The organism is Hoeflea prorocentri (genome assembly GCF_027944115.1).
Lineage (GTDB): Bacteria > Pseudomonadota > Alphaproteobacteria > Rhizobiales > Rhizobiaceae > Hoeflea_A > Hoeflea_A prorocentri.
On record NZ_JAPJZI010000001.1, the window covers coordinates 1,555,790 to 1,580,550 of the forward strand.

At 57.9% G+C, this 24,761-nt stretch carries 20 protein-coding genes; 13 read left to right on the plus strand and 7 right to left on the minus strand.

All coding sequences use genetic code 11. From position 1 onward, the window contains the following. Positions 1 to 5: 5 nt before the first annotated feature. The 3 genes from crtY to OQ273_RS07230 are packed head-to-tail and all read left to right on the plus strand — an operon-like array spanning position 6 to position 3,617. Positions 6 to 1,163 (plus strand): lycopene beta-cyclase CrtY, encoded by a 1,158-nt coding sequence (crtY, locus tag OQ273_RS07220; protein ID WP_267993043.1) that lies wholly within the window; start codon positions 6 to 8, stop codon positions 1,161 to 1,163. Beyond that, positions 1,156 to 2,661 (plus strand): phytoene desaturase, encoded by a 1,506-nt coding sequence (locus OQ273_RS07225; protein WP_267989791.1) that lies wholly within the window; start codon positions 1,156 to 1,158, stop codon positions 2,659 to 2,661. The genes crtY and OQ273_RS07225 overlap by 8 nt, the downstream gene beginning before the upstream one ends. Further along, positions 2,658 to 3,617 (plus strand): phytoene/squalene synthase family protein, encoded by a 960-nt coding sequence (locus OQ273_RS07230; RefSeq protein ID WP_267989792.1) that lies wholly within the window; start codon positions 2,658 to 2,660, stop codon positions 3,615 to 3,617. The genes OQ273_RS07225 and OQ273_RS07230 overlap by 4 nt, the downstream gene beginning before the upstream one ends. Here the strand turns inward: OQ273_RS07230 and OQ273_RS07235 are convergent. From OQ273_RS07235 to OQ273_RS07250, 4 genes are all read right to left on the minus strand, one after another. Continuing rightward, on the minus strand, positions 3,614 to 4,129 hold the full coding sequence (locus tag OQ273_RS07235; protein ID WP_267989793.1) for a sterol desaturase family protein: 516 nt from the start codon (positions 4,127 to 4,129) through the stop codon (positions 3,614 to 3,616). The genes OQ273_RS07230 and OQ273_RS07235 overlap by 4 nt on opposite strands. A 105-nt stretch (positions 4,130 to 4,234) precedes the next feature. Beyond that, entirely contained in the window at positions 4,235 to 5,443 is a 1,209-nt protein-coding gene (locus OQ273_RS07240; protein WP_267989794.1) for an ABC transporter permease, read from the minus strand. Next, positions 5,440 to 6,423: an ABC transporter ATP-binding protein gene (locus OQ273_RS07245; RefSeq protein WP_271292094.1), complete on the minus strand. Its 984-nt coding sequence runs from the start codon at positions 6,421 to 6,423 to the stop codon at positions 5,440 to 5,442. Before OQ273_RS07245 ends, OQ273_RS07240 begins: the two co-directional genes overlap by 4 nt. A gap of 18 nt (positions 6,424 to 6,441) precedes the next feature. Continuing rightward, a complete protein-coding gene (locus tag OQ273_RS07250; protein WP_267989796.1) occupies positions 6,442 to 7,215 on the minus strand; it encodes a polyprenyl synthetase family protein in 774 nt (257 codons plus the stop codon). 365 nt (positions 7,216 to 7,580) lie between these two features. On the opposite strand from OQ273_RS07250, the gene fni reads away from it, so the two are divergent. From fni to OQ273_RS07285, 7 genes are all read left to right on the plus strand, one after another. Further along, positions 7,581 to 8,606 (plus strand): type 2 isopentenyl-diphosphate Delta-isomerase, encoded by a 1,026-nt coding sequence (gene fni / locus OQ273_RS07255; RefSeq protein ID WP_267989797.1) that lies wholly within the window; start codon positions 7,581 to 7,583, stop codon positions 8,604 to 8,606. Between the two features lie 120 nt (positions 8,607 to 8,726). Then, positions 8,727 to 9,395 carry a protein-L-isoaspartate O-methyltransferase family protein gene (locus OQ273_RS07260; protein WP_267993044.1) on the plus strand — a complete coding sequence of 223 codons (669 nt, stop codon included), beginning with the start codon at positions 8,727 to 8,729 and terminating at the stop codon, positions 9,393 to 9,395. Between the two features lie 166 nt (positions 9,396 to 9,561). Beyond that, entirely contained in the window at positions 9,562 to 10,917 is a 1,356-nt protein-coding gene (locus OQ273_RS07265) for a TolC family outer membrane protein (RefSeq protein ID WP_267989798.1), read from the plus strand. Between the two features lie 157 nt (positions 10,918 to 11,074). Continuing rightward, on the plus strand, positions 11,075 to 11,881 hold the full coding sequence (locus OQ273_RS07270; protein WP_267989799.1) for a PopZ family protein: 807 nt from the start codon (positions 11,075 to 11,077) through the stop codon (positions 11,879 to 11,881). 125 nt (positions 11,882 to 12,006) lie between these two features. After that, positions 12,007 to 14,781 carry a valine--tRNA ligase gene (locus OQ273_RS07275; protein ID WP_267993045.1) on the plus strand — a complete coding sequence of 925 codons (2,775 nt, stop codon included), beginning with the start codon at positions 12,007 to 12,009 and terminating at the stop codon, positions 14,779 to 14,781. Positions 14,782 to 15,024: 243 nt separating this feature from the next. Beyond that, complete coding sequence (gene ilvD / locus OQ273_RS07280) at positions 15,025 to 16,749, plus strand: dihydroxy-acid dehydratase (protein ID WP_267989800.1); 1,725 nt, start codon at positions 15,025 to 15,027, stop codon at positions 16,747 to 16,749. A gap of 28 nt (positions 16,750 to 16,777) precedes the next feature. Continuing rightward, positions 16,778 to 17,533, plus strand: coding sequence for a tetratricopeptide repeat protein (locus tag OQ273_RS07285; RefSeq protein ID WP_267993046.1), 756 nt, complete (start codon positions 16,778 to 16,780; stop codon positions 17,531 to 17,533). A gap of 36 nt (positions 17,534 to 17,569) precedes the next feature. Here the strand turns inward: OQ273_RS07285 and OQ273_RS07290 are convergent, their stop codons facing one another. From OQ273_RS07290 to erpA, 3 genes are all read right to left on the minus strand, one after another. Then, a complete protein-coding gene (locus tag OQ273_RS07290) occupies positions 17,570 to 17,893 on the minus strand; it encodes a hypothetical protein (RefSeq protein ID WP_267989801.1) in 324 nt (107 codons plus the stop codon). Positions 17,894 to 17,991: 98 nt separating this feature from the next. Then, entirely contained in the window at positions 17,992 to 18,795 is an 804-nt protein-coding gene (xth, locus tag OQ273_RS07295) for an exodeoxyribonuclease III (RefSeq protein WP_267989802.1), read from the minus strand. 10 nt (positions 18,796 to 18,805) lie between these two features. Continuing rightward, a complete protein-coding gene (gene erpA / locus OQ273_RS07300) occupies positions 18,806 to 19,138 on the minus strand; it encodes an iron-sulfur cluster insertion protein ErpA (RefSeq protein ID WP_267989803.1) in 333 nt (110 codons plus the stop codon). 106 nt (positions 19,139 to 19,244) lie between these two features. On the opposite strand from erpA, the gene OQ273_RS07305 reads away from it, so the two are divergent. From OQ273_RS07305 to OQ273_RS07315, 3 genes are all read left to right on the plus strand, one after another. Next, complete coding sequence (locus OQ273_RS07305) at positions 19,245 to 20,459, plus strand: deoxyguanosinetriphosphate triphosphohydrolase (protein WP_267989804.1); 1,215 nt, start codon at positions 19,245 to 19,247, stop codon at positions 20,457 to 20,459. Between the two features lie 69 nt (positions 20,460 to 20,528). Then, complete coding sequence (argS, locus tag OQ273_RS07310) at positions 20,529 to 22,289, plus strand: arginine--tRNA ligase (RefSeq protein ID WP_267989805.1); 1,761 nt, start codon at positions 20,529 to 20,531, stop codon at positions 22,287 to 22,289. 63 nt (positions 22,290 to 22,352) lie between these two features. After that, positions 22,353 to 24,743, plus strand: a complete 2,391-nt coding sequence (locus OQ273_RS07315) for an SPOR domain-containing protein (protein ID WP_267989806.1) — start codon at positions 22,353 to 22,355, stop codon at positions 24,741 to 24,743. Positions 24,744 to 24,761: the final 18 nt, after the last annotated feature.

Consider the following 24,761-nt stretch of genomic DNA (forward strand, 5'->3'; position numbering starts at 1 on the left):
TCATCCTGGCGGGCGGCGGCCTTGCCGGCTGTATCGTGGCGCTGCGTTTGGCCGAATGCGGGATGAGGATCCTGATTGTCGAAGCCTCAGAGCGTATATGCGGCAATCACACCTGGTCGTTTCACAAGACCGATATATCACCGCTTGACTATGAGCGGCTGAGGCCAGCCATCGGTTACGAGTGGTCCGGGCAGCAGGTCATCTTTCCCGAATTCAAACGAAAACTGTCCACGCCCTATGCCAGCCTGACGTCGGAGCGTCTGCGCGACACGGTCTATGCGGCAGACGGCATTGAGGTTCTTGAAAACACACGGATCGAGCAGATTGCCGAAGATGGTGTCGTCCTGTCCGATGGTTCGCAGATTTCCGCAGCGTGTGTGATCGACAGCCGGGGTTTTGCGCCGTCCGAAGGCCTCAAGCTTGGCTATCAGAAATTTGTCGGTATCGAACTGGAGCTTGGCAAGGCGCATGGCGAGGATGTTCCGACGATCATGGATGCCTCGGTGGATCAACTCGACGGCTACCGGTTCTTCTACGTGCTGCCCCTGTCAGACACGCGCCTGCTTATCGAGGATACGCGATACAGCGATAGCGCCGGTCTGGATTTTGATGCGCTGCATTCCGATGTTCTTGCCTATGCGGCGAACCGCGGTTGGGTCGTGAAAAGATCAATTCGTACTGAAAAGGGTGTTCTGCCCATCACACTGGCCCATGATGCCGAACTGTTCTGGGGCGGCTTTGCGGACCACCTTGCCCCAATCGGTCTTCGTGCGGCACTCTTTCACCCAACGACGGGATACAGCCTGCCGATGGCGGTTGAGACGGCGAACATTGTTGCCGGGCTGAAAGCGCCGCTGACGACGGCTGCCGCGCGCCAGGCAGTTTTTGTCCACGCGCAGAAACGTATCGCGGATCAGGCCTTTTATCGCTTCCTCAACCGTATGCTTTTTCAGGCCGCTGTTCCGTCTCTGCGTTATCGCGTTCTGCAACGGTTTTACCGATTGCCTCAATTGCTGATCGAACGCTTTTATGCCGGTCGCATCAGGCGGTCGGACAAACTGAGAATTCTGATCGGAAAACCGCCCGTACCGATCCAAAGGGCGGTCGGTTGCGTAAGTGAGGCAAGGGCATTGGCAAAGGAGCGGCAGGTGGTGAATGGGTAGCGGCAGGACGGCGGCAGTCATCGGTTCAGGTTTCGGAGGATTGGCTCTGGCCATCCGTCTGCAAAGCGCCGGCATATCGACAACACTCTACGAGAAGCGCGACCGTCCCGGCGGACGGGCCTATGTCTATGAAGATGAAGGCTTCGTGTTCGATGCCGGGCCGACGGTGATCACCGATCCCGCATCCTTGCGCGAGCTTTGGGAGTTGTCCGGGCGCAACATGGATGACTACGTTACCCTGCTGCCGGTCGATCCGTTCTATCAGTTGTGCTGGGAGGACGGCTACCGGTTCGACTATGTTAACGACCAGGAACGGCTGGATGCGCAGATAAGCCAGAAATCTCCGCAAGATGTGGATGGCTACCGGCGCTTCCTTGAGTATTCCAACGATGTTTACCGGGAAGGTTATGAGAAGCTTGGCGCGGTGCCTTTTTTGAGTTTCTGGAACATGGTGAAGGTCGCACCCCAGCTTATCCGTCTGGAGAGCCATCGCAGCGTCTATTCAAAAGTGTCGGCCTTCATAAAGGACGAGCAGCTTCGGCAGGCGTTTTCGTTCCACTCACTGCTGGTTGGCGGCAATCCGTTCGATACATCGTCGATCTATACGCTTATTCACGCGCTGGAGCGGCGCGGCGGCGTCTGGTTCGCCAAGGGCGGGACCGGCTCACTGGTTCGTGGCATGGTCAGGCTTTTTGAGGATCTCGGCGGAACGGTCCATCTGAGTACCCCTGTCGACCGGGTCGAAACGGAAAACGGACGTGCAAGGGCGGTTATCGCCCAGGGCAAACGCACCGCGTTCGACATGGTGGCCTGCAATGCCGACGTCGTGCATCTGTATGAGCACCTCCTGCGTGACGACGCCCATGGCAAAGGCCAGGCAAACGCCCTGAAAAAGAAGCGCTTTTCCATGTCGCTCTTTGTCATTTACTTTGGATTGAAGGGCAAGCGGCCGGACCTGAAACACCACATGGTCCTGTTCGGACCGCGATATCGCGAGCTGATCAACGATATCTTCAAGGCGGACCAGCTTGCCGATGATTTTTCACTTTATCTGCATTGCCCATCGGTGACGGACGATACGATGGCGCCAGAGGGCGATAGTGCCTATTACGTGCTGTCGCCGGTGCCGCATCTGGGAACGGCCGACATAGACTGGGAACAGGAAGCGCCGCGCTATCGCGACCGCATTCTGGATTATCTTGAAGAGCGGTATATTCCGAACCTGAAGCGTGATCTTGTGACGTGTCGGACATTCTCGCCCTTTGATTTTCGCGATGAGCTTAACTCGCATCTGGGCTCGGCCTTTTCCGTTGAACCGCTTCTGACCCAGAGTGCATGGTTCCGGCCGCATAACCGCGATTCAAAGATAGAAAATCTCTACCTGGTTGGAGCAGGAACGCATCCGGGTGCGGGTATCCCCGGCGTGGTGGGCTCAGCAAAGGCGACAGCCGGGCTCATGATCTCCGAGGCGGATTTGGACATTGCAGACGCCTCATGAGCGCCTCGATGGAAAGCAACGCCGCCACGGACACTGTTTTACGCGTCAGCGAAGAGATGATCGCCGCGGGGTCCAAAAGCTTCGCTGCGGCCTCGCGGCTCTTTGACCCTGAAACGCGTGCCGATGCGGTCATGCTTTATGCGTGGTGCCGCCATGCGGACGATGTGATTGACGGGCAGACACTTGGTCATGGGATGACTGCCGATCATCGTGCGGGTCAGCAGGCGCGGCTTGATGAGCTTCGCGATATGACGCAGGCCGCTTTAGCCGGTCAAAAAACGGACGATCCTGTTTTTGAAGCGTTGCGGCAGGTGATTGCGCGCAACGATATCCCGCACCGTCATCCTTTGGAGCTGCTGAAAGGCTTCGAGATGGATGTGAATGAACGTATCTATCAAACCGAAGCCGACATGCTGGATTACTGCTATCACGTTGCGGGCGTGGTCGGTGTCATGATGGCGATGATCATGGGTGCGCGCGAACAAAGCGTGCTGGACCGGGCCTCCGATCTCGGACTTGCCTTTCAACAGACCAACATTGCGCGTGACGTGATCGACGATGCGCGGGCAGGGCGGACCTATCTGCCAGCCGAGTGGCTGACGGAGGTCGGCATCGTGCAAGTCGATGCGGATGATCCGGATCAATGGCCGAAGCTGCACCGGCTCGCGCTGCGCCTGTTGGACGGTGCCGAACCATATTATGAGTCCGCCTATTGGGGGCTTGCAGCGCTGCCGTTTCGTTCCGCCTGGGCGGTGGCCGCCGCGCGGCGTGTCTACCGTGAAATCGGCAGGGTATTGCGGGCCGGCGGTCCGGAGGCGTGGAAAAATCGCGTTTCCACGTCGAAACAGCGCAAGATCATTCTGCTGGCCCTTGCGCTTGGCGACGTGATCGCGACGCGCTTCAAGGGTGCTGCATCCGGTGCTGAAAGGGTTGGTTTTTATCAAAGACCGCTTTAGCGATCGTCCAGCGTGGCGGTATTGTCGTAGAGTTCCAGATCCAGCGCCTTCCTGTTCTCGCGCAGTTCTTCCTTCAGACTGTCCAGGCTCGGCGCCCACAAAAACCCGAAGGATACGCAGCCTTCCTTGCCCTTGACCGCATGGTGCAGGCGATGAGCCTGGTAAAGACGTTTGAAATAGCCTTTTTTGGGAACGTAGCGGAACGGCCAGCGATGATGGACCAACCCGTCATGGGCGATGAAATAAAGCGCGCCGTAGCATGTTATTCCCACGGCGAGCCACCAGATGACCCAATAGGTTGTCCCGATCCAGAACAACGCTATCGCCACGCAAGCAAAGACGGCAGCGTAGAGGTCGTTCTTCTCGAAAGCGTCATCGTGCGGCTCATGGTGGGAACGGTGCCAGCCCCATCCCCATCCATGCATGACATATTTGTGCGCCCACCAGGCAAACAGCTCCATCAACGCAATGGTGCCGACGACTATGGCTGCAGCGATCAGAAAGTTGCTCATGGTTCCTTCACATCCTGTGTGGTGTGCCCGCCGGCGGTCTCACTATAGCGCAATGTAGTGGAGCCCGGCAGTGCGGCAATCGGACCGCACCGGCTTTTAATTCCCTTATCCGATTTTCAACCGGTAGCGCGACAGGGCCAGGGCCGCGGCAAGGCCCAAAAGGGCGGCGACGGCCAGCGGCCAGAACGACGGTAGCAAAGCCGTCAAAGGTGCACCGCGCCATAGTGCGCCCTGATAGGCTTCGATCGCCCAGGCGTTCGGCGTGAACCATCCAAGGTCCTGCAACCAAGGTGGCATCATGAAACGCGGCACCATCGAGCCGCCCACAGCAGAGGCGACGAGGACGAGGAAACTCGAGATGGTATTGGCCTGTTGCCGCGAGACGCAGGCCGACGCCATAGCCAACGCAAGGCCCGCTGCCGCGGCGGCTGCCAGCACCGTTGTAAAAGCCCACGGCACAAAACTTCCCGGAACATTGACGCCATAGGCCAGCCACGCGACGAGAAAAATCAGGCTGACTTGCAGGATGCCCTGTATCGACAGGAACAGGAACTTTGCCAGCACAATGACGTCCGTACCTGCCGGTCCGACTGCAACCCGGTCGATAATGCCGGAACTGCGCTCCTCGATTAAGGTTGCCGCGCCTTGCATGGCTGAAAACAGCAAAAACATGATGGCTACAGCGCCTGCGTAGTAGCTCACGGTCACGCCGCCGGATCGCCCGGTCAGTGTTTCGATGGAAACGAGTGAAGTGCCGGCGTCACGATCCTTATCTTCGCCCTCTTCCATGGCAGACAGTCCTGCATCAAGCCGCGCACGCTGTTCCGCCGAAAGGCCGCCGGCAAGTTCTTCGACAGCCGGGAGTGACCGCTGCATGGCGACAGCGGGCAGGTTGCGGGCAATCAGCCGCTGAACCTGGCCTGCAAGGATCGGGCCGGTCATCGAACGGCCGGCGTCTGCCACAACCAGTATCGGCGCTTCGTCGCTTTCCCCCAGCAGGTCGCCACGGACGACCAGTCCGACATCGGCATCACCGGAGAGAACGGCGGCGCGAACAGCCGCCTCGCTTTCGAATGCCGTTTCATGCAGGCGCAGCGTCGGTTCTTCACGGAGTGCTTCTTCAAGCGTTTGCGATTGCTGCGAGCCGACCGCATTGAACAGCGCGACCTTCAAACGCATTTCGTCGCCGCTGGTGCCGGAAAAAATTGCGGCGAAAATCACAAAAATCAACGGCGGCAGGAGGAAAGCCATTGCGAACGCGCCACGATCACGCACCAACCCCAGAACCATGACCTTCAAAATTGCTCCGGTCATGGGCTCTTTCTCTTGCGGGCGAGCTTCAGGAACAGCGTATCAAGACCCGGTTCGCGAAACCGTATTTCCTTGATGTGCAGATCGGTCTGGTGCAGTGCGCGTGTGAGTGCCGCCTGTTTTTGCGCCGATGCGTCGATCATCCGGCTCCATTCCAGGCCGGATGGATGTTCCTGGAAGCCGATGCGTCGAAGCATGACACGGGTGTCTTTTGAGGCGTGCTCGAAAAGATCGACCAGCAAGACGCGGTTGTCGCCGAACGCCTTTTTCAATAGGTCATCCGGCCGACCCGACGGTGATATCGTGCCCCTGCGAAGGAAACCGACACGTTCGCAAAGTGACTGGGCCTGATCGAGATCGTGGGTGGCCAGTAGTACGGCCAGGCCGGACCGCCCGAGATCGCGGATGACCTCATGCAGGGCATTGCGGGCGTCGACATCCACGCCGACCGTGGGTTCATCGAGTATGAGCAGGGACGGGCGATGAAGCAGTGCCGCGGCGATGTTGGCGCGTCTTTTCCATCCGCCCGACAAGGTGTGGATATAGCTGTCCGCCCGCTCGTCAAGGCGTGTCGCCTTCATGGCAAAACGCAGGGCGTCCCGGCATGATTTGCGGGACAGACCCGACAATTGGCCGAAGGCCATGAGATTTTCCCGGGCGGTCAAGTGCGGATAAAGGGCAATCTCCTGCGGAACCAGGCCGATGCGGCGCAGCGCAGCGCGTTTGCTGTTTTTTTGTCCTGCAATGCGTATCTGCCCGCTGGCCGGGCCGATACGGCCGCAAATGGTGCGCACAAGCGTTGTCTTTCCGGCCCCGTTCGGTCCCAGCAGGCCGAAGATCTCACCGGGCCGGATTGCCAGGTTGAGACCATTGAGAACCCGGGTCTGACCGTACTGCACAGATAGACCCTCGACCTGGAGAGCCGCAACATCACTCGAGGCTGATCGTGGCGTGCGGGCACGCTCATGCGCTAAGTCGGTCAAGGTCATATCGACTGCAGCTTATATTTTGGAACCGAAGATGCTGTCCACCAGCCCTGCCAAACCTATTCGGTCAAGGCCGGCGCCGGCAAGGGCGTTTTCCGCATCCTCGAGATGTTCCTCACATGAACGCCTTGCGGCCTCGGGACCGGACAGGGAGACCAGGGTCGGCATGCCGACATCCTTGCCTACATCCTTGCCTATTTTATCGGGATCTGCGGACTGGTCGATCAGATCATCGGCTGTCTGAAAGGCAAGGCCAACCGATTTTGCGAAACCTTTCAGTGCCTTGACCCCGGTCTCGTCGAGCCCTGCCGCTATCGCGCCGATATGCGCGGAGGCAACAAACAGCACACCCGTTTTCAGCCAGTTGAGGTCCTCAATCGGCGGAGCGCGCCGGAATTCGCTTCTTTGGTGGAGGTCGATTTCCTGGCCGGCGATCATGCCGTTTGAGCCAATAGCGTTGCTCAGTACCTTGAGGGCAGCGGTTTTGCTCTCATCTGCCGCATCTGTGTTTTCGGCTATGATGCCGTAGGCGCGATTCAAAAGCCCGATCGCCGCAAGTATCGCGGTTGCTTCGCCAAACTTCTTGTGGGTGGCCGATTGGCCGCGCCGCATATTCGCATCATCCATGCAGGGGAGATCATCAAGTACCAAGGAGGCGGTGTGGACGCATTCGATCGCGCAGCCCGCGTCCAACGCAAATGATCGTCCTTTGCCCTTTGCCGCCTCGCTTATCAGAACGCTGAGGATGGGCCTGATTCGCTTGCCCGAGCCAAGGGTGGCGAAACGCATTGCTTCATGCAGCTTAACGGGATGCGTGTCGGCCGGGGGGAGGAGCTGGTCGAGACGCTCGTTGACCTCGTCTTTGAGCCGGGCGACATGCCTGTCGGCGTGAAGCGGGTTTGTCGCTCTGTTGAGCGTTTGTGCGAATGTACTGATGTTAGTACCCCTCCATTATGGCGAACGGCTTTTTTCCGTATTCTCTTTTTTTACAGGTTGGACGATCAACCCGTGCTGCGGCAAGCTGAAAATTCCACTTGACCGATAAACAAATTTTTCCACCTACTATGTGGCCACATGATGCTGTCACGGTCGATCCCGTGTTTGGGGCATAAAACAGGGGGCTTTATGAATCCGGTGCGGGGACTTTGGTCCAAATGCTGACAAGCCGAAAAGATGAACACCTTTCGGTCGTTCTTGGGCAGCGGCACAAAAAGTCCGGCAAGACGACCGGGTTCGAGGCCATTGATTTCGTTCACTGCGCGCTTCCCGAGATGAAGTTAGACGACGTCGATGTTAGTACGACGTTTTTGGGCAAACGGATCAGTGCTCCTTTGCTTGTCAGTTCGATGACGGGTGGTCCCAAGCGCGCCGCGTCGATCAATGAGAACCTTGCGCGCGCCTGCGAAGATCTCCGGTTGCCGTTTGCGGTCGGTTCGCAAAGGATTGCGATAGAGGAAAGCGAATATGGTGGACTGGGCCGCAGCTTGAGGACGCTTGCGCCCTCTGTGCCCATTCTTGGAAATTTCGGCGCCGCCCAGCTCAATTTGGGTTTTGGTCTCGATGAGGCGCGCAAGGCGGTCGAGATGATCGATGCGGATGCGGTTTATATCCACCTCAATCCGTTGCAGGAAGCGGTGCAACCGGAAGGGGATCGGGATTGGTCGGGACTTTTTGACAAGATCGTAGCTCTCTCCGATGCATTGCCGGTGCCAGTTGCGATCAAGGAAGTCGGCTCGGGAATTTCCGCCACGCTTGCAAAGCGGTTTGTCGGGGCCGGCATCACGATCATAGATGTTGCCGGCGCGGGCGGAACCAACTGGGCGGCCGTGGAAGCCGCTCGCATGAAGGACCCGCAGCGGGCGGCCCTGGCCAATGCCTTTTCCGATTGGGGTATCCCCACCGCACTGGCCGTGGCCGACATTCGTGATGCCTGTCCGGATGCCACAGTTATTTCTTCCGGCGGGATTCGGTCCGGGATCGATGTGGCGAAGTCAATAAGAGTTGGAGCAAATCTTGCCGGGCAGGCTGCGGGACTTCTCCAGGCCGCCAATACATCGGCCGACTCACTTGTCGATCACTTCACCAATGTGATCGATGAGCTGCGCATCTGTTGTTTTTGTACCGGATCTCAAGACCTGGAAGCGCTCCGCAGTGCAGAGATCAGGCGCGTGTTGGGGTGATCATGGCCAACGCCCGCTCAATACTCCCCGCGCAAATTGGATGCATGCAGTTTGTTCGCTTGAATAGTGCGTCGGCCCGCATTAAGAGCAGGGCAGAAAAACCGGAGAGACCGCATGACAATCGATTTTGACGTTGCGCGCACCAGAATGGTGGACAATCAGATCCGGACAACAGATGTCACTTCGCACGCCGTGCTGTCAGCATTCCTGTCCGTTGCCAGAGAGAAGTTCGTTTCGGGGAACATGCGCGCACTTGCCTATATCGACGACGATATTCGACTTTCATCGGGTGAGGATGGTGTCCCCGACCGTTATCTGATGGAGCCGTCTCCGCTGGCTAAAATGATCCAGTTGGCAGAAGTGCGTGAAGGCGACGTTGTTTTGGAGATCGGCTGCGGGACGGGCTATGTCTCGGCCCTGCTTTCACAGCTTGCCGATTCCGTTGTTGCGCTTGAATCTGATCCGGCCCTTGCGGAAACCGCCGTTCAGACCCTGTCGGAGCTGGGCTATGACAATGTGGCGGTTGTAACCGGAAAGCTGCCGGAAGGGTACAAACCGGAAGCGCCCTATGATGTCATTTTTATTGCCGGAGCCGTTGAAGAACTGCCAAGCGCGTTGTTCGATCAGCTTCGCGATGGCGGGCGCCTGGTGGTCGTGGAAGGCCATGGCAACGCATCCAAGGCAAATCTTTATGTGCGCGAGGGCGGCCATACATCAGCCAGGCGGGGCTTCAACACGTCGGTTAAACCGTTGCCGGGCTTTGAGAAAAAACCGGAGTTTCAGTTCTGACCGGGTGGTCAGGCACTGTTGTTAATGGGTAACACAGCAAACGATACTCGGCACTTGAGCGCAGGAGCTGATGGACAATGGTGAAATCTTAATACCATCGTGTACAATCGTTTAACGTGGCTTTGCAGCTGAATCCACCGGGCGGCCTGTTGAGGGGATTTCGAACTTGTCCAGATTGCGTCAGAAGTTGTTTGTTTCCGCGGCATTGGCTGCTGCATCGATTATGATCTCCGCTCCGGTTTCCGCCGAAACCATACTCGGAGCCATGGCAAAGGCTTATGAAAACAATCCCGATCTGAACGCAGCCCGCGCCGGTTTGCGCGCGACGGATGAAGGCGTTGCCATCGCCAAGTCAGGGTACAGGCCGAAGGTGACTGGAACGGCCAAGGTTTCGGCCAATCGAACCGATGTCGGCGGTGCACCGATCACCAGAAATACAATCGACAGCTCGGTTGGTGTGACCTTTACACAGTCTCTTTTCGATGGCTTTCAGACCAGGAACAATGTGCGCGCCGCCGAAGCGAATGTGTTTGGCGGACGTCAGGACCTGCTGAACACGGAGATGTCGATCCTTCTGTCGGCAGCCCAGATTTATGCAAATGTGGTGCGCGATGCGCAGATTGTGCGTGTTCGCAGGCAGAATCTGGAGTTCCTGCGAGAGCAGCGCAATGCGGCTCAGGCGCGGTTTGATGTGGGTGAGGGGACCCGCACAGATATCGCACTGGCTCAGGCGCAGCTTGAGTCTGCCCGTGCGTCGCTGTTGTCGGCGCAGGCCCAGTATAAATCCAGCGTGGCCGTCTATGTTCAGATCGTTGGCATCGCTCCTAAGAATCTCAAACGTCCCAGCCCGACACGCAAAGCCATGCCCGGCTCCTCATCTGCCGCAGTGCAGATTGGCTTGCGGGATCATCCGAGTATTTTGAGCGCACAATACACCGTCGATGCGGCCGCCTTCTCGGTCAAGGCGGCGGAGGGAACCTTGCTTCCCAGCGTCACTTTGAAAGGATCGGTCAATCATGCGGACGGCGGAACAACGACAAGTTCTGTCGGCGCTGATCTCAGCGTGCCGATCTATCAGGGCGGCTCGGCGTCGGCGTCCGTACGTCAGGCCAAGGAGACGCTCGGACAAGCGCGCATTCTTGTCGATTCGGCCCGCCGCGAAGTTCAACAGAATATTGTAACCGACTGGGCGCAGCTTGAAGCCTCGAAAGCATCGATCGCCGCCAACCAGGCACAGGTGCAGGCCGCGCAACTGGCGTTGAAGGGTGTTGTCGAAGAACGCAAAGTCGGCCAGAGCACGACGCTGGATGTGCTTGAAACCCAGTCCAATGTTCTGTCCGCCCAGGAGAGCCTTGCCCAGTCTCAACGGGATGCGGTGGTTGCCAGTTACAGTCTTCTGAGTTCCATGGGCCGCTTGACCGTGGCGCGTCTGGGCCTGCGAGTGGCGAAGTACCAGCCGGCCAAGCATTATGATGCGGTGAAAGACAAGTGGTTCGGATTGCGCACCGTGGACGGGCGTTAAAACCAGCCTGAATCGCTTTTCATTATCTGTGCACCGGACGGGCAATTCCTGCGCCTGGGATTCTCATTCTCATATCAATAGCCTACACTTGGGTTGTGATTCGGGTTAACCGCCTTGCGGCACGCGGGTCCTGATGCGGCAATTTTCGAGGGACGGTATGGCACAGGCGAATGTGGCAAGTGAGCCGAGTATGGAAGAAATTCTTGCTTCCATCCGGAAAATTATCGAGAGCAATGACGATGCGGAAGGTGATGGTGCCGAGGGTTTCCCGCCTGCAGACGACGCACCGGCGCCCCTGACTGCAAAGTCCGAAGAAGAGCTGGCGGCAAAGGGTTCAAAGGCGGATGATTTCAAGCGGTCATCTCCATCGGCAGATTCACCACTCGGTTCCTCCAATCCGCCCAAGCCTGTCATGCCGCTTGGAAAGGAAGCTGGCCCGGGTGTGCAGCGCGAGACGTTTGCGCCGCGTGGCCTTCCGGGTGATCCGGCACGCACCAAGCCACCCGCGACGCCAATGTCTGCACCCAAGCAACCAGTCTCACTGGCGCAACTGGCAGCAGAAGCCGATAGCGGACTATCGCCCCGGTCGGAGCAAGGAAGCCGGCCCGGCGATGCGGTGACCGAGAGTGAACAGAAACCGGTTGTTCTGAATGGCCCCGGACGTTCAGACGAGAGGTCTGCGCCGAAGGAGGAGACCATGGCACCACAAGGTCAGTCTGAAAGCAGTCTGTTGGACACGCCCGCGAAAGCTCCGGCTCTGATCTCCCCGCAGGCAGGTGCGAAAGTGGCAGCATCTTTTGACAATCTCAACGATGCGCTGGTGAACGGTCCCAGCCGGTCTTTCGATGAAATCGCCGAGGACATGCTGCGGCCGATGCTGCAGCAGTGGCTTGACGATAATCTGCCGACACTTGTGGAACGTCTGGTCAGGGAAGAAATAGAACGCGTGGCCCGCGGCCGGTAAACTCCCGATACGGATACAGCATTGAAAATCCGCGCGGCTTCCGGGTCGTGCGGCGATTTGGCTTGAACGGCTCCCTGAGGGAAGGTACACCGCACTGCGATATTCCCAGACAGATGACCGGTCACATGCTTGAAAAAAACTACAATGCCGCTCAAAGCGAGCCGAAGATAGCCCAAAAGTGGGAAGAAGCCGGTGCCTTCAAGGCAGGTGCCGGGGCGAAAGACGATGCCGATTCCTATTGCATCGTGATCCCTCCGCCCAACGTGACCGGTTCGCTTCATATGGGGCACGCGCTGAACAATACCTTGCAGGATATCCTGGTGCGTTTTGAACGCATGCGCGGCAAGGACGTTCTGTGGCAGCCTGGAATGGACCATGCCGGCATCGCAACCCAGATGGTTGTCGAGCGTCAACTCATGGAGAGGCAGGAACACCGGCGTACCCTTGGCCGGGAAAAGTTCATCGAACGGGTCTGGGAGTGGAAGGACGAGTCGGGCGGCGCCATCTTCAACCAGCTCCGCCGTCTTGGCGCATCCTGCGACTGGTCACGTGAACGCTTCACGATGGATGACGGGCTTTCAAAAGCTGTTCTTGAGGTTTTTGTCACGCTCTACAAGGAGGGCCTGATCTACAAGGACAAGAGGCTCGTCAACTGGGACCCGAAGCTGAACACCGCCATATCAGATCTTGAGGTCGAGCAGGTCGATACCAAGGGGCATTTGTGGCATTTCCGGTATCCTCTGGAGGATGGCGTCACTTACGAGCATCCTGTTGAATTTGATGATGATGGCAAGCCGACAGCCTGGGAGACGCGACCCTATCTCGTTGTTGCCACCACGAGGCCGGAAACCATGCTTGGCGACACCGGTGTTGCCGTCCACCCCGACGACGAACGTTACAAATCGATCGTCGGAAAACATGTGGTTTTGCCTCTGGTTGGTCGCCGCATGCCGATTGTCGCGGACGAATATCCTGATCCCGAAGCTGGAACGGGCGCCGTCAAGATGACGCCGGCTCATGATTTCAACGATTTCGACGTCGGCAAAAGGGCGGGGCTTCGCGCGGTCAATATCATGACGCGCGACGGGCATATCACCCTGAAGGGCAATGAAGATTTTCTTGAAGGTTTGCCGCAGAGCGACGAGCTGGCGCAGACCCTTGAAGCCTATGACGGCGTGGAGCGGTTCGCAGTCCGCAAGAAGATCGTCGAGCGTATGGAAGAGCTCGGCCTTCTGGAGAAGGTTGAGGCGCACAAGCACATGGTGCCGCATGGGGACCGTGGCGGCGTGCCGATCGAGCCTTACCTGACGGACCAGTGGTACGTGAATGCCGAAGTCCTGGCCGCGCCGGCCATTGCTTCGGTTCGCGAGGGCCGAACCGCCTTTGTACCGAAGAACTGGGAAAAGACCTATTTCGAGTGGATGGAAAACATCCAGCCCTGGTGTATCTCCCGGCAATTGTGGTGGGGGCACCAGATTCCGGCCTGGTACGGCCCCGACGGCACGGTCTTTGTAGAGCGTACCGAGGATGAAGCTCTGGCCGAAGCCCACAAGTATTACGGAAAGAGCGTTGAGTTGACCCGCGACGAGGATGTCCTCGATACGTGGTTTTCATCGGCCCTGTGGCCGTTTTCAACGCTCGGCTGGCCTGAACAAACGCCTGAACTCAAACATTATTATCAGACCGATGTGCTGGTGACCGGTTTCGATATCATCTTCTTCTGGGTTGCCCGGATGATGATGATGGGCCTTCATTTCATGAAGGACGACAGCGGCACGCCGCTTGAACCGTTTCACACCGTTTATGTCCATGCGCTTGTCCGCGATAAGAACGGCGCAAAGATGTCCAAATCCAAGGGCAATGTTATCGATCCGTTGGAACTGATGGATGAATACGGCGCAGACGCGCTGCGCTTTACCCTGGCCATCATGGCGGCTCAGGGACGCGACGTGAAACTGGATACGCAAAGGGTCGCCGGTTACCGGAATTTCGGAACAAAATTGTGGAACGCGGCCCGGTTTGCCGAGATGAACGGCGTTGCGCGCAAGGAAGGGTTCGATCCTTCAAGCGTCGAACTGACCATTAACCAATGGATACTGACCGAGCTTTCCCGCACCATAGAGGACGTTACTTCAGGGATCGAGAGTTTTCGCTTTAACGAGGCGGCGGCGGCAGCCTACCGGTTTGTGTGGAACCAGTTCTGCGACTGGTACCTGGAGTTGCTCAAGCCGGTTTTCAGCGGCGAAAACGAGCATCAGAAGAAGGAGGCGCAAGCCTGTGGCGCCTATGTTCTGGATGAGGTCTACAAATTGCTTCATCCCTTCATGCCCTTCATGACCGAAGAACTGTGGGATCAGACCCCCGGTCGCAAGGGTCTGCTGTGTCATGAACGGTGGCCTGCCGCCGGTTACCGGAACGAAGAGGCTGCCGAGGAGATCAACTGGCTGGTTGATGTGATTTCTGAGCTCCGCTCCGTGCGCTCTGAAATGAATGTGCCGCCTTCCGCCGTTTCCCCGCTTGTTGTTGTGGGTGCGCGGGACAAAACGCCGATGCGCCTTCTGCGTCACGATCCGGCCATCAAGCGGCTCGCCCGTGTTGACGATGTGATTCTCGAACAAAATCCGCCGAAGGGGAGCGCGCAGATTGTCGTTGGCGAGGCGACCTATTGCCTGCCGCTGGGAACGCTGATCGATATCGATGTTGAAAAGGCACGGCTGCAAAAGGCGCTCGCAAAGGTCTCGGACGACAAGGCGAAGGTTGCCAAGAAACTTCAGAACGAGAAGTTTGTGGCAAATGCCCGTCCAGATGTCGTCGAGGCGGAGAGGGGACGGTTGCGCGATCTTGAAAGACAGCACGAAAAACTGTCATCGGCTTTGGCCAACATCACAGAGGCTGGCTGACTGCAATTCAGGCCGGTCATTACACGTTTTGTGTGGCCGGCTTGCCCGCACCTTTACTTTTTGATCCAGAATCACCACGTGACTCCTCTATGTGACGAATTGGCAACACTTTTTTGTCAAAGGTTTGCTATGACCGCTGGAACGAGCGGTGGTCAATTTGCCGCCACAAACCGGTTGCATCCGTCGTGTAGCTAAAGTGTGCCCGGTTTATGCGAATACACGTTTTGCATACTGAGGAATTTTATGGACGCCAAATCGATTGACAAATCTAAGCTCCCCAGCCGCTATACAACGGTAGGGCCGGCGCGTGCGCCGCACCGCTCATATCTTTACGCGATGGGGCTGTCGTCCAAGGAAATTGCGCAGCCATTGGTCGGCGTCGCCAGTTGCTGGAACGAGGCTGCACCGTGCAACATTGCGCTGATGCGCCAGGCGCAGGTCGTCAAGAAGGGCGTGGCTGCTGCAAACGGTACGCCACGCGAGTTCTGCACCATCACCGTGACCGACGGCATCGCGATGGGTCACCAGGGCATGAAATCGTCGCTGGTTTCCCGCGATGTCATCGCAGATTCTGTTGAACTTACAATGCGCGGCCACTGTTACGACGCCATCGTCGGTCTGGCTGGTTGCGACAAGTCCCTGCCGGGCATGATGATGTCGATGGTGCGGCTGAACGTGCCGTCCATCTTTATCTATGGCGGGTCGATCCTGCCGGGCAATTTCCGCGGCCGCGAGATTACGGTGCAGGATGTTTTTGAAGCCGTCGGTCAGCATTCCGTCGGCGATATGTCGGACGAGGATCTTGCTGAGATCGAGCAGGTTGCCTGTCCGTCAGCCGGATCCTGCGGCGCGCAGTTCACGGCGAACACGATGGCAACGGTCGCCGAAGCAATCGGACTGGCTCTGCCTTATTCGTGCGGTGCGCCGGCTCCCTATGAGATTCGTGACCGGTTCTGTTATGCATCCGGTGAAAAAATCATGGAGTTGATTGCGAAAAATATACGCCCGCGCGACATCGTTACACGCGAGGCGTTGGAAAATGCCGCTGCTGTTGTCGCCGCCTCGGGTGGCTCGACCAATGCGGCTCTCCATCTTCCGGCGATTGCCCATGAATGCGGCATTGAATTCGATCTGTTCGACGTGGCGGAAATTTTCCGCAAGACACCTTACATCGCGGATCTGAAGCCCGGCGGCAGATATGTCGCAAAGGACATGTTCGAGGCAGGCGGCATTCCGCTCTTGATGAAGACACTGCTCGACCATGGATATCTGCACGGTGATTGTATGACGGTGACCGGCCGCACAATTGCCGAAAACATGGAATATGTAGAATGGAACGATAAGCAGGATGTCGTTCGCGCGGCAAACGACCCGATTACCGAAACGGGTGGTGTTGTCGGGCTGAAAGGCAATCTTGCTCCCGAAGGCGCGATTGTGAAAGTAGCTGGAATGGCCAATCAGGTGTTTTCCGGACCGGCGCGTTGTTTTGATTCTGAGGAAGAATGTTTCGAGGCCGTCACCAACCGAGACTACAAGGAAGGTGAGGTGCTGGTCATTCGATATGAGGGTCCGAAGGGTGGGCCCGGAATGCGTGAAATGCTCGCAACGACCGCGGCGCTTTATGGCCAGGGCGTTGGCGACAAAGTCGCGCTTATCACCGATGGCAGGTTTTCGGGCGCTACCCGTGGATTCTGTATCGGACATGTGGGGCCGGAGGCTGCCGTTGGCGGGCCAATCGGTCTACTCAAGGATGGCGATATCATCGATATCAACGCCGTCGAGGGCACGATCGATGTGCGCCTGAGTGATGAGGAGCTGGCCAAAAGGCGCGAGGGCTGGCAGCCGCGTGAAACGGATTACACATCCGGTGTATTGTGGAAATACGCTCAAACTGTCGGAACGGCACGCGAGGGCGCTGTGACACATCCGGGTGGAGCAAAAGAAAAACAGTGTTATGCAGATATCTAGTTTGACTGCCGGGCGTGTCTTTGCCTGCATGATGGTCCTGACTTTCGGCTTTGCCGGAAGCGCCATGGCGTTCGATCCGGATGCGGGCGTTAACGAAAAGTCCGGCCCGCTTGTTTTGTTCAAGTTCGGCTTTTCTGCCTACAAGAAGGGCAAGAAGGACGATGCCGTCGAGGCATACAGGCACGCAGCCGAGCAAGGCCACCCGGGTGCGCGCTGGGCGCTTGCAAACATGTATGCAGCCGGTGACGGTGTTGTCGAGAATGACTACGAGGCGTTCAAGATCTATGACCGGATTGCGCGTGAGGGTGTCGAGCCCGGTTCCAGCGAAACGGGTTACTTCGTCAACGCGCTTGTTTCGCTAGCAAGTTATTACCGCAGAGGAATTCCGGACAGTCCGGTCAAAGCCGATCCGGCTCAGGCGCGTCAGCTTTATTTTCAGGCGGCCTCCGCATTCGGCATTCCCGAAGCGCAGTTCCAGCTCGGCCGCATGATGTTGCTGGGAGAAGGCGGCAACTCAAATTTGCGGCAGGCAAAGAAATGGCTGAACCGTGCACGCCAGTCGGGCCATCCGGGTGCATCGGCCTTGTTCGGCGACGCCATCTTCCAGGAAGGTCACACCGTTCGCGGTCTTGCCTATATGACCGTGGCGCTTGAGCGGGCTCCAGCTGCCGACCGCGGCTGGATCCGGGACATGCAGGAGCAGGCCTTCTCGGTCGCAGAAGAGGCCGATCGCAGGACGGCGATTGCGCTTGCCGAGGATATGCTCACAAAGGGCAAGAACTAATCTCAACAACACCGGCGGATTTCAGCCGTTGCCAAATCAGCTTAACGGTTTGTCGGGCATCGGTGACCAGTTGACGACGCTCGGGCAGCCCTCCTGCAAACGTTTCCAGGACGTGTTGTTGAGGACCCGTTCGCAACGCGCCAGAAACTCTTTGCCCGAGGCGGCTTTGATGCAGTGGAGCTTGCCCAGCTCGATGCGTTCGCCATTGGCAACGCAATTGCAATCTGTGCCGTCGCCCGCTGATGCCGGCACGGCAGTCAAAAAAACCGAAGCAACAATCCCGGCGCAGGCAGCGGCCAACAGATAACGCTTGTGTGCGAGGCCTTCACGGCTGTCCGCCGACCCTATGTGGTTCTGCATAGCCATGGCTCATGATGCACCCGAACACGGCCTTCCGCAAGCCGGGCACGCGTCGGTAAGGCGTTTTACAAGTCTGGTGTTGGGCGGTTTGTCGGGTTCTAGGCCGGCTGGAAACCCAAATTCGCGACAACGGGCACATGGTCTGACGGTTTTTCCCAACCACGCACGTGTTTTTCGATGTCAGCCGATGTCAGCCGATCCGCAGCTTCGGGCGACAAAAGGAGATGGTCGATGCGAATGCCGTTATTCTTGGGCCAGGCACCGGCCTGGTAATCCCAGAATGTGTAGACCTTGTCCGCATCTGTTGTGTTGCGGATCGTATCGGTAAATCCGAGATTTTCCAGCCTTCGGAACGCGGACCGTGTTTCGTCACGGAAGAGGGCGTCACCTTCCCACACCGACGGATCATGGCAGTCGAAGGGTTGCGGAATGACATTGTAGTCTCCGGCAAGCACCAGTGGTTCTTCAAGCGCCAGACGACCGGCCGCCCACTTTTCGAGCCGATTCATCCAGTCGAGCTTATAGGGGAACTTTTGCGTATCCACCGGATTGCCGTTGGGCAGGTAGAGCGAGACGACCCGCAAGACGCCGCCATCGACAGAAAACACACCCTCAATGAAACGGGCCTGTTCGTCTGCCTCATCGGATGGCGACAGGAGTGGCAGGCCCCGGTTGATCTCGTCAGGTTTCTGCTTGGACAAAAGGGCGACGCCGTTAAAACCCTTTTGCCCGTGGGTTTCGACATGATAACCGAGCGCTTCGATTTCCAGTCGCGGAAAATTCTCATCGACGGATTTGATTTCCTGAAGACAGGCGATATCCGGTTGGCTCTCGGAGAGCCAGCTGACGAGGTTATCAAGGCGCGCCTTGATCCCGTTGATGTTCCAACTGGTAATCTTCATGGCGGGTCCGTCAGATCGTGAAGCTTGTCCCGCAACCGCATGATGCGACGGCGTTCGGATTGTTGATCTGAAAGGACTGACCCATCAGGTTATCGACAAAATCGATTTCAGAACCACCCATATAAACAAGCGAAAGCGAATCGATCAGAACGCGCGCATCGCCCTTTTCAAGCACCAAATCGTCGTCGCCCGCCTGGTCGGCAAGGTCGAACTTGTAGGAGAACCCGGAACAGCCACCGCCCTCGACGGAGACGCGAAGTGCCGACTTTCCATCTTCTGAAGCCAGTATTTGAGCGATCCGGCTTGCTGCCGCATCGGACAGCCTTACCTCATTTTTTTCCATCTTTTCACCTTCTGGCCGGGTTCAAGGCCCGGAGAGATTGTGATTGAACACGATTACCCTATAGGTATGAATAACAACATGCCGCGTCAACGGGGAAGGCGGATCTATGGCATTGGACGAGGGTGCGCTCGGTTTCGGAACCGGTGCACGCGCAGCATGGGCAAGTGATCCGAACCAGAGCAGAGGGCGGCTCTTTGCGGAGGATTCGAGCCGGACGCGTTCCGAATTTCAACGCGACCGGGACCGTATCATTCACACAACCGCGTTTCGCCGACTGAAGCACAAAACCCAGGTCTTCGTTGCCCATGAGGGCGATCATTTTCGTACGCGCCTGACCCACACGATCGAAGTGGCGCAGATCGCCCGTGCGCTGGCGCGTGCATTGAAGCTGGACGAGGATCTGGCGGAGGGCGTGGCTCTTGTGCACGATTTCGGCCATACGCCGTTCGGCCACACCGGGGAAGATGCGCTTGATGAACTGCTGCAGGACCACGGTGGCTTCGACCACAATGCCCAGTCCCTGCGTGTCGTGACCCAGCTTGAGCGCCGTTATGCCGATTTCGACGGACTGAACCTGACATGGGAGAGCCTTGAGGGGCTTGTCAAACACAACGGGCCGCTGACGGACCGGGCGGGCAAAGGTCTCAATGGCCCTGTGCCGCAGCCGATACTGGACTATTGCTCAAGCCAGGATCTTCAGCTTTCGACATTCGCGAGCCTTGAGGCGCAGGTCGCTGCAATTGCCGACGACATCGCCTATAATACGCACGATATCGACGACGGGCTGCGCAGCGGCCTGTTGAAACTCGATATGCTGGAGGATGTGCCTTTCCTCAACGATCTTCTGGCTGATGCTCGCGGCAGATATCAGGACCTTGAGGAAAGCCGGATGATCCATGAAGTCATGCGCCGGCAGATCACCCTCATGGTTGAAGATGTCATAACCGTTGCCCAGGGCAATATTGCCGAGTTGAAGCCGCAAAATGCGGATGATGTTCGCGCTGCTGACCGGTCCTTCGCGCAGTTTTCGCCCGCACTACGGAACGCCGACCGGACCATCAAATCGTTCCTTTACGCCAATCTTTACCGGCATGCGGATGTCATGCGCGTGCGCGAACAGGCCGCAAGCATCGTGCGCGATCTGTTCAATGCCTATGTGGCCGACCCCGCGTTGATGGGAGGCGTCTGGACCGAGGGGGTCACCCGATTCGATGAGGGCGGGATCGCGCGCCGTGTTGCGGACTATCTTGCGGGCATGACCGATAATTTCGCCATCCGTCAGCATCGCGCCTTGTTTGACCAGACACCGGATTTGCGTTAGTCAGCGGCAACTTCCGCAGGCCGGGATATCACCTATATCCCCGCTGCTGTCTTTCCCGGGCGAACAAAGATGAATCTTTTCAAAGACTTTGAAGGTCGAGTTTTAGTTGCACTTGAATCACTGGAACGGATTCGCGCGCAGAGTGATGCTGTTAACCTGCAGCGTGTGGCCGTAGAGCCGCCCCGTGATCCGAGCCACGGTGATGTGGCAACCAACGCAGCCATGGTGCTCGCCAAGTCTCTCGGCACCAATCCACGCGAGCTTGCGGCGGAGATTTCCGGCGTCCTGGAACGTGACGAGGACATTGAAAGCATCAGCGTTGCCGGGCCGGGCTTCATCAATATGAAGCTTTCGCCGGCCTATTGGCAGCGCACCTTGTCGGCTATCATTGCAGCCGGGGACGAATACGGCCGCAGCGATATCGGCGCCGGCGCCAAGATCAATGTGGAGTATGTATCGGCCAATCCTACCGGGCCGATGCATGTCGGACACTGCCGCGGTGCAGTCGTCGGTGACACGCTGGCTAATCTGCTGTCATTTGTCGGTTACGACGTGACAAAGGAATATTACATCAACGATGCCGGTTCCCAGATAGACACTCTGGCGCGCTCTGTTTTCCTGCGTTACCGGGAAGCGCTGGGCGATGATATTGGCGAGATTCCTTCAGGTCTTTATCCCGGAGACTATCTCGTTCCTCTGGGCAGGGAACTTGCGGAAGAATTCGGCTCAAAGCTGCGCGGCATGACCGAGGACGAGTGGCTGCCGCTCGTCAAGGACCGGGCGATCGATGCGATGATGAAGATCATCCGGGGAGATCTTGTTGCGCTCAATGTTGAGCACGAAGTGTTCTATTCCGAGCGCCAGCTGCATGCCAATGGGGCCAAGGCAATCCGTGAAGCCATCAATGAACTGACCTTTAAGGGCCACGTCTACAAGGGCAAGCTGCCGCCGCCGAAGGGCCAGCGCCCGGAAGATTGGGAAGATCGCGAGCAGACGCTTTTCAAGTCGACTGATGTCGGCGACGATATTGACCGGCCGCTCATCAAGTCAGATGGCTCTTACACCTATTTTGCCGCTGACGTGGCCTATTTCCATGACAAGTTCGAACGCGGCTTTGAGGAAATGATCTATGTGCTGGGCGCCGATCATGGCGGCTATGTCAAACGGATGGAGGCCGTGGCGAAGGCAGTGTCCGACGGTGAGGCGAAATTGACCGCGCTTTTGTGTCAGTTGGTCAAGCTCTACCGCGACGGCGAACCGGTCCGGATGTCGAAGCGGTCGGGAGACTTCGTGACGCTGCGCGATGTGGTCGACGAGGTGGGGCGTGATTCGGTCCGATTCATGATGCTTTACCGCAAAAACTCCGAACCGCTGGATTTCGATTTTGCCAAAGTGACGGAACAATCGAAGGACAATCCGGTGTTCTATGTGCAGTACGCCCATGCGCGCTGTCACTCCATTTTTCGCCAAGCTGCGGAGGTTTTTCCGCAGGTTGACCTTGAAGCGGCAGACCTTTCTTCGGCTGTGGACAATCTGATTTCTGACGCGTTCGAAATTCAGCTGGTTGCAAAACTTGCGGAATTCCCCAGGATCGTGGAAAGTGCTGCAGCAACTCACGAACCGCATAAGATCGTGTTTTATCTGTATGATGTGGCAAGTGCGTTCCATGCACACTGGAACAGGGGGAAGGAAAAGCCGGAACTGCGGTTTGTAAACGAGACGAAACCAAAATTGAGCATGGCCAGATTGGGGCTGGTTAGGGCTGTCGCTACGGTGCTCAAATCGGGGCTTACGATAACCGGTACGAATGCCCCGGCGGAGATGCGTTGAGCGTCACCTTTTGCCCACAATGTACTGGCATTAAGCTACGCTCAATGTGCACGAGTGGACGGAATGGCCGACAACCGAATTTCTGAAACGCGCCAGCCGGCGGAGGCGGATCGCAAAGATGACGATCCCCTTGCCGAATTGGCGCGTATCGTGGGATTTGATGACGAGGGAAGAAACGCTGCGGACAGCAGCGATGACGGGCATGCAGACTCGGGGTTCGACCTTGAGGCGGAGTTGATGCGCGAACTCGAAATCGATGTGGCGAGCGAAGACCAGGCAACGCCTGATACGCAGGTACCTGATGCGCCGTTTGAGCAGGTGCAGGAGGAAATCCAGACGACCAGCTCCAAGCGCGCAAACGACATGGTCATGCCTATGCAGCCGGAACCGGAGACCGGACAAGTGTCTGAGAAAGCGGGTGCATGGCCGCATGCGACGTCTGGTGGCGCCACAACACAGATGACCAGTCTTGAGGCGGAATTGCAGGCTGCATTTTCTGCTCTTGAAGGCGATGCACGCAAGCCCGAACCGGTTCCCGTACAGGAGCCGGTGGTCGAGCCTGAACCGGTTGCCGTACCGCTCGAACCGGAACAGCCTGTCGCCGCAGCTGCGCCTGAAGCCGTGCGTATGCCGCAGGCGTCGACCGATTCGCTGGAGACGATTTCCGAGAGCGATGATCTCAAGCAAGCCTATGATCGCCTGCAACGCGATCTCGAAGCGACAAAGACGGATGAGCCCGTCGATGAAGGCGGTAGCCTGACGGATATGCTTCTGGCCGAAATGGCGGAGGTTGAAGCGCAAGCATCAGAGGCGGTTGCAGATGTTCCCGACATGCCTTTCGATCCTGCGGACATTGCCGAGACAGATGCCACGCCGGAAGCCATGTCAGACTTTGCGGTACCCGATTACGACGATGGAGCGGATGTCGTGCAGGACCCGAATGAGGGCAATTTCGGGCTGCCTTTGGAAGACGAACTCGACATGCTGTCCGGGCCCGAACCGGTAACTGCCGCGTCCGCCAACCGGCAAACCGCGCAGAGCTATGAGGATACCTCGCAGCTGCACGACAATGTCGACCTGGAGCCGGCGGCTCTGGACGGATTTGATGATGACTACGACACCGGCAACCTTTCTGCTGTAAATAATGGCTACGATGATCCCGAATTGGGCGGTTATGACGACGGTTATGACCCGGACGAATTCCCGGGCGACGACGACTTTTCCGTTGATGACCTCGCGGCTCCGGAATACCAGGAAGCCGGTGAAGAGCAGGGCGGTCGGCGCGGAATGGTGGCTGCTATCGTCGTTCTGGTGATCGCGGTCGTCGGAGGCGGCGGTTTCTACTGGTGGAATTCCAGCCTTGGCAGCACCGGCGGGTCGGGCGAGCCACCCGTCATCTCGGCTGATAATGACCCGGTAAAGGTCAAGCCCGAAGATCCGGGCGGCAAAACCGTGCCGAATCAAGACCTTGCCGTCTACGACAGAGTTGCTGGAAACGAAACATCGGGAGCAGCCGAGCAGAGTCTGGTGACGACCACGGAAGAGCCGGTTGATGTGGTTCAGCGGACACTGGACCCGGAGACATTGCCTCTCGAAGGACGCGCGACGACGCAAGAGCCATCCGTTAAAGTCGAGGAGAGGCTGACGGCGAGCGAATCGCTCGATCCGGATCCCACAGCTGCCGACGGTAGCGCAGCAGGCGTTGCGCCGCGTAAGGTGCGGACGCTGATTGTCAGGCCTGACGGCACGATCGTTGCACGTGAAGCGCCGGAGCCTGCGGAGCAAACGGCGACTGTGTCCACACAGACAGTCCCTTCGGTATCTCCTGCCACATCTTCTGATGCGAGTGCACAGTCCGCCAATTCACAGAGTGCCGGCGGACAACAGACAGCCTCAACCCAGACGCAAACACCCGCGACGGCGACAAGTTCGGTTGGCACGTCGTCAGCGCCTGCCAATGAAGTCGCTGCCCTGCCGCCGATCGACGACAATCTGCGCGATTCCGGTGCGTTGCCGTTGCCATCGGGTAAGCCGGCGGTGGAACAGGCTTCGCCAGCCACTGGCGCTACGCAAACCCAAGCAGCGACAGCGACAGGCACGCAGTCCGGTGCGCCGGTCCCGGCCACCCGGCCGTCGGAGCAGCCTGTAACCATCGTTGAGGCTGTGACCGAACGGGGAAATCTGGCTGGAAGTCCACCGGCTGCAAATCCAGGTGGTTATATGATGCAGATTTCCTCGCAGCCGTCCGAGGCGGCTGCGCGCGCATCCTATGAGAACCTGTCGCAGCGCTATGCATCGATTATCGGTGGACGGGGCGTTGATTTTCAGCGGGCCGACATACCGAACCGCGGTGTGTTTTATCGCGTGCGCATCCCGGCGGGGTCGAAGGACGATGCAAACAACCTGTGTTCGCGTTACAAAGCCGCAGGCGGTAGCTGTTTCGTCGCACGTTAGAGGTGCGGCGAGCCCGGG

Excerpts from the sequence above, each read along its gene's own strand:
- OQ273_RS07225 (WP_267989791.1), top strand. The coding sequence starts at position 1,156 with ATGGGTAGCGGCAGGACGGCGGCAGTCATCGGTTCAGGTTTCGGAGGA.
- OQ273_RS07230 (WP_267989792.1), top strand. The coding sequence starts at position 2,658 with ATGAGCGCCTCGATGGAAAGCAACGCCGCCACGGACACTGTTTTACGC.
- OQ273_RS07235 (WP_267989793.1), bottom strand. The coding sequence starts at position 4,129 with ATGAGCAACTTTCTGATCGCTGCAGCCATAGTCGTCGGCACCATTGCG.
- OQ273_RS07240 (WP_267989794.1), bottom strand. The coding sequence starts at position 5,443 with ATGACCGGAGCAATTTTGAAGGTCATGGTTCTGGGGTTGGTGCGTGAT.
- OQ273_RS07250 (WP_267989796.1), bottom strand. The coding sequence starts at position 7,215 with ATGCGTTTCGCCACCCTTGGCTCGGGCAAGCGAATCAGGCCCATCCTC.
- fni (WP_267989797.1), top strand. The coding sequence starts at position 7,581 with ATGCTGACAAGCCGAAAAGATGAACACCTTTCGGTCGTTCTTGGGCAG.
- OQ273_RS07270 (WP_267989799.1), top strand. The coding sequence starts at position 11,075 with ATGGCACAGGCGAATGTGGCAAGTGAGCCGAGTATGGAAGAAATTCTT.
- OQ273_RS07275 (WP_267993045.1), top strand. The coding sequence starts at position 12,007 with ATGCTTGAAAAAAACTACAATGCCGCTCAAAGCGAGCCGAAGATAGCC.
- ilvD (WP_267989800.1), top strand. The coding sequence starts at position 15,025 with ATGGACGCCAAATCGATTGACAAATCTAAGCTCCCCAGCCGCTATACA.
- OQ273_RS07285 (WP_267993046.1), top strand. The coding sequence starts at position 16,778 with ATGATGGTCCTGACTTTCGGCTTTGCCGGAAGCGCCATGGCGTTCGAT.
- OQ273_RS07290 (WP_267989801.1), bottom strand. The coding sequence starts at position 17,893 with ATGCAGAACCACATAGGGTCGGCGGACAGCCGTGAAGGCCTCGCACAC.
- xth (WP_267989802.1), bottom strand. The coding sequence starts at position 18,795 with ATGAAGATTACCAGTTGGAACATCAACGGGATCAAGGCGCGCCTTGAT.
- erpA (WP_267989803.1), bottom strand. The coding sequence starts at position 19,138 with ATGGAAAAAAATGAGGTAAGGCTGTCCGATGCGGCAGCAAGCCGGATC.
- OQ273_RS07305 (WP_267989804.1), top strand. The coding sequence starts at position 19,245 with ATGGCATTGGACGAGGGTGCGCTCGGTTTCGGAACCGGTGCACGCGCA.
- argS (WP_267989805.1), top strand. The coding sequence starts at position 20,529 with ATGAATCTTTTCAAAGACTTTGAAGGTCGAGTTTTAGTTGCACTTGAA.
- OQ273_RS07315 (WP_267989806.1), top strand. The coding sequence starts at position 22,353 with ATGGCCGACAACCGAATTTCTGAAACGCGCCAGCCGGCGGAGGCGGAT.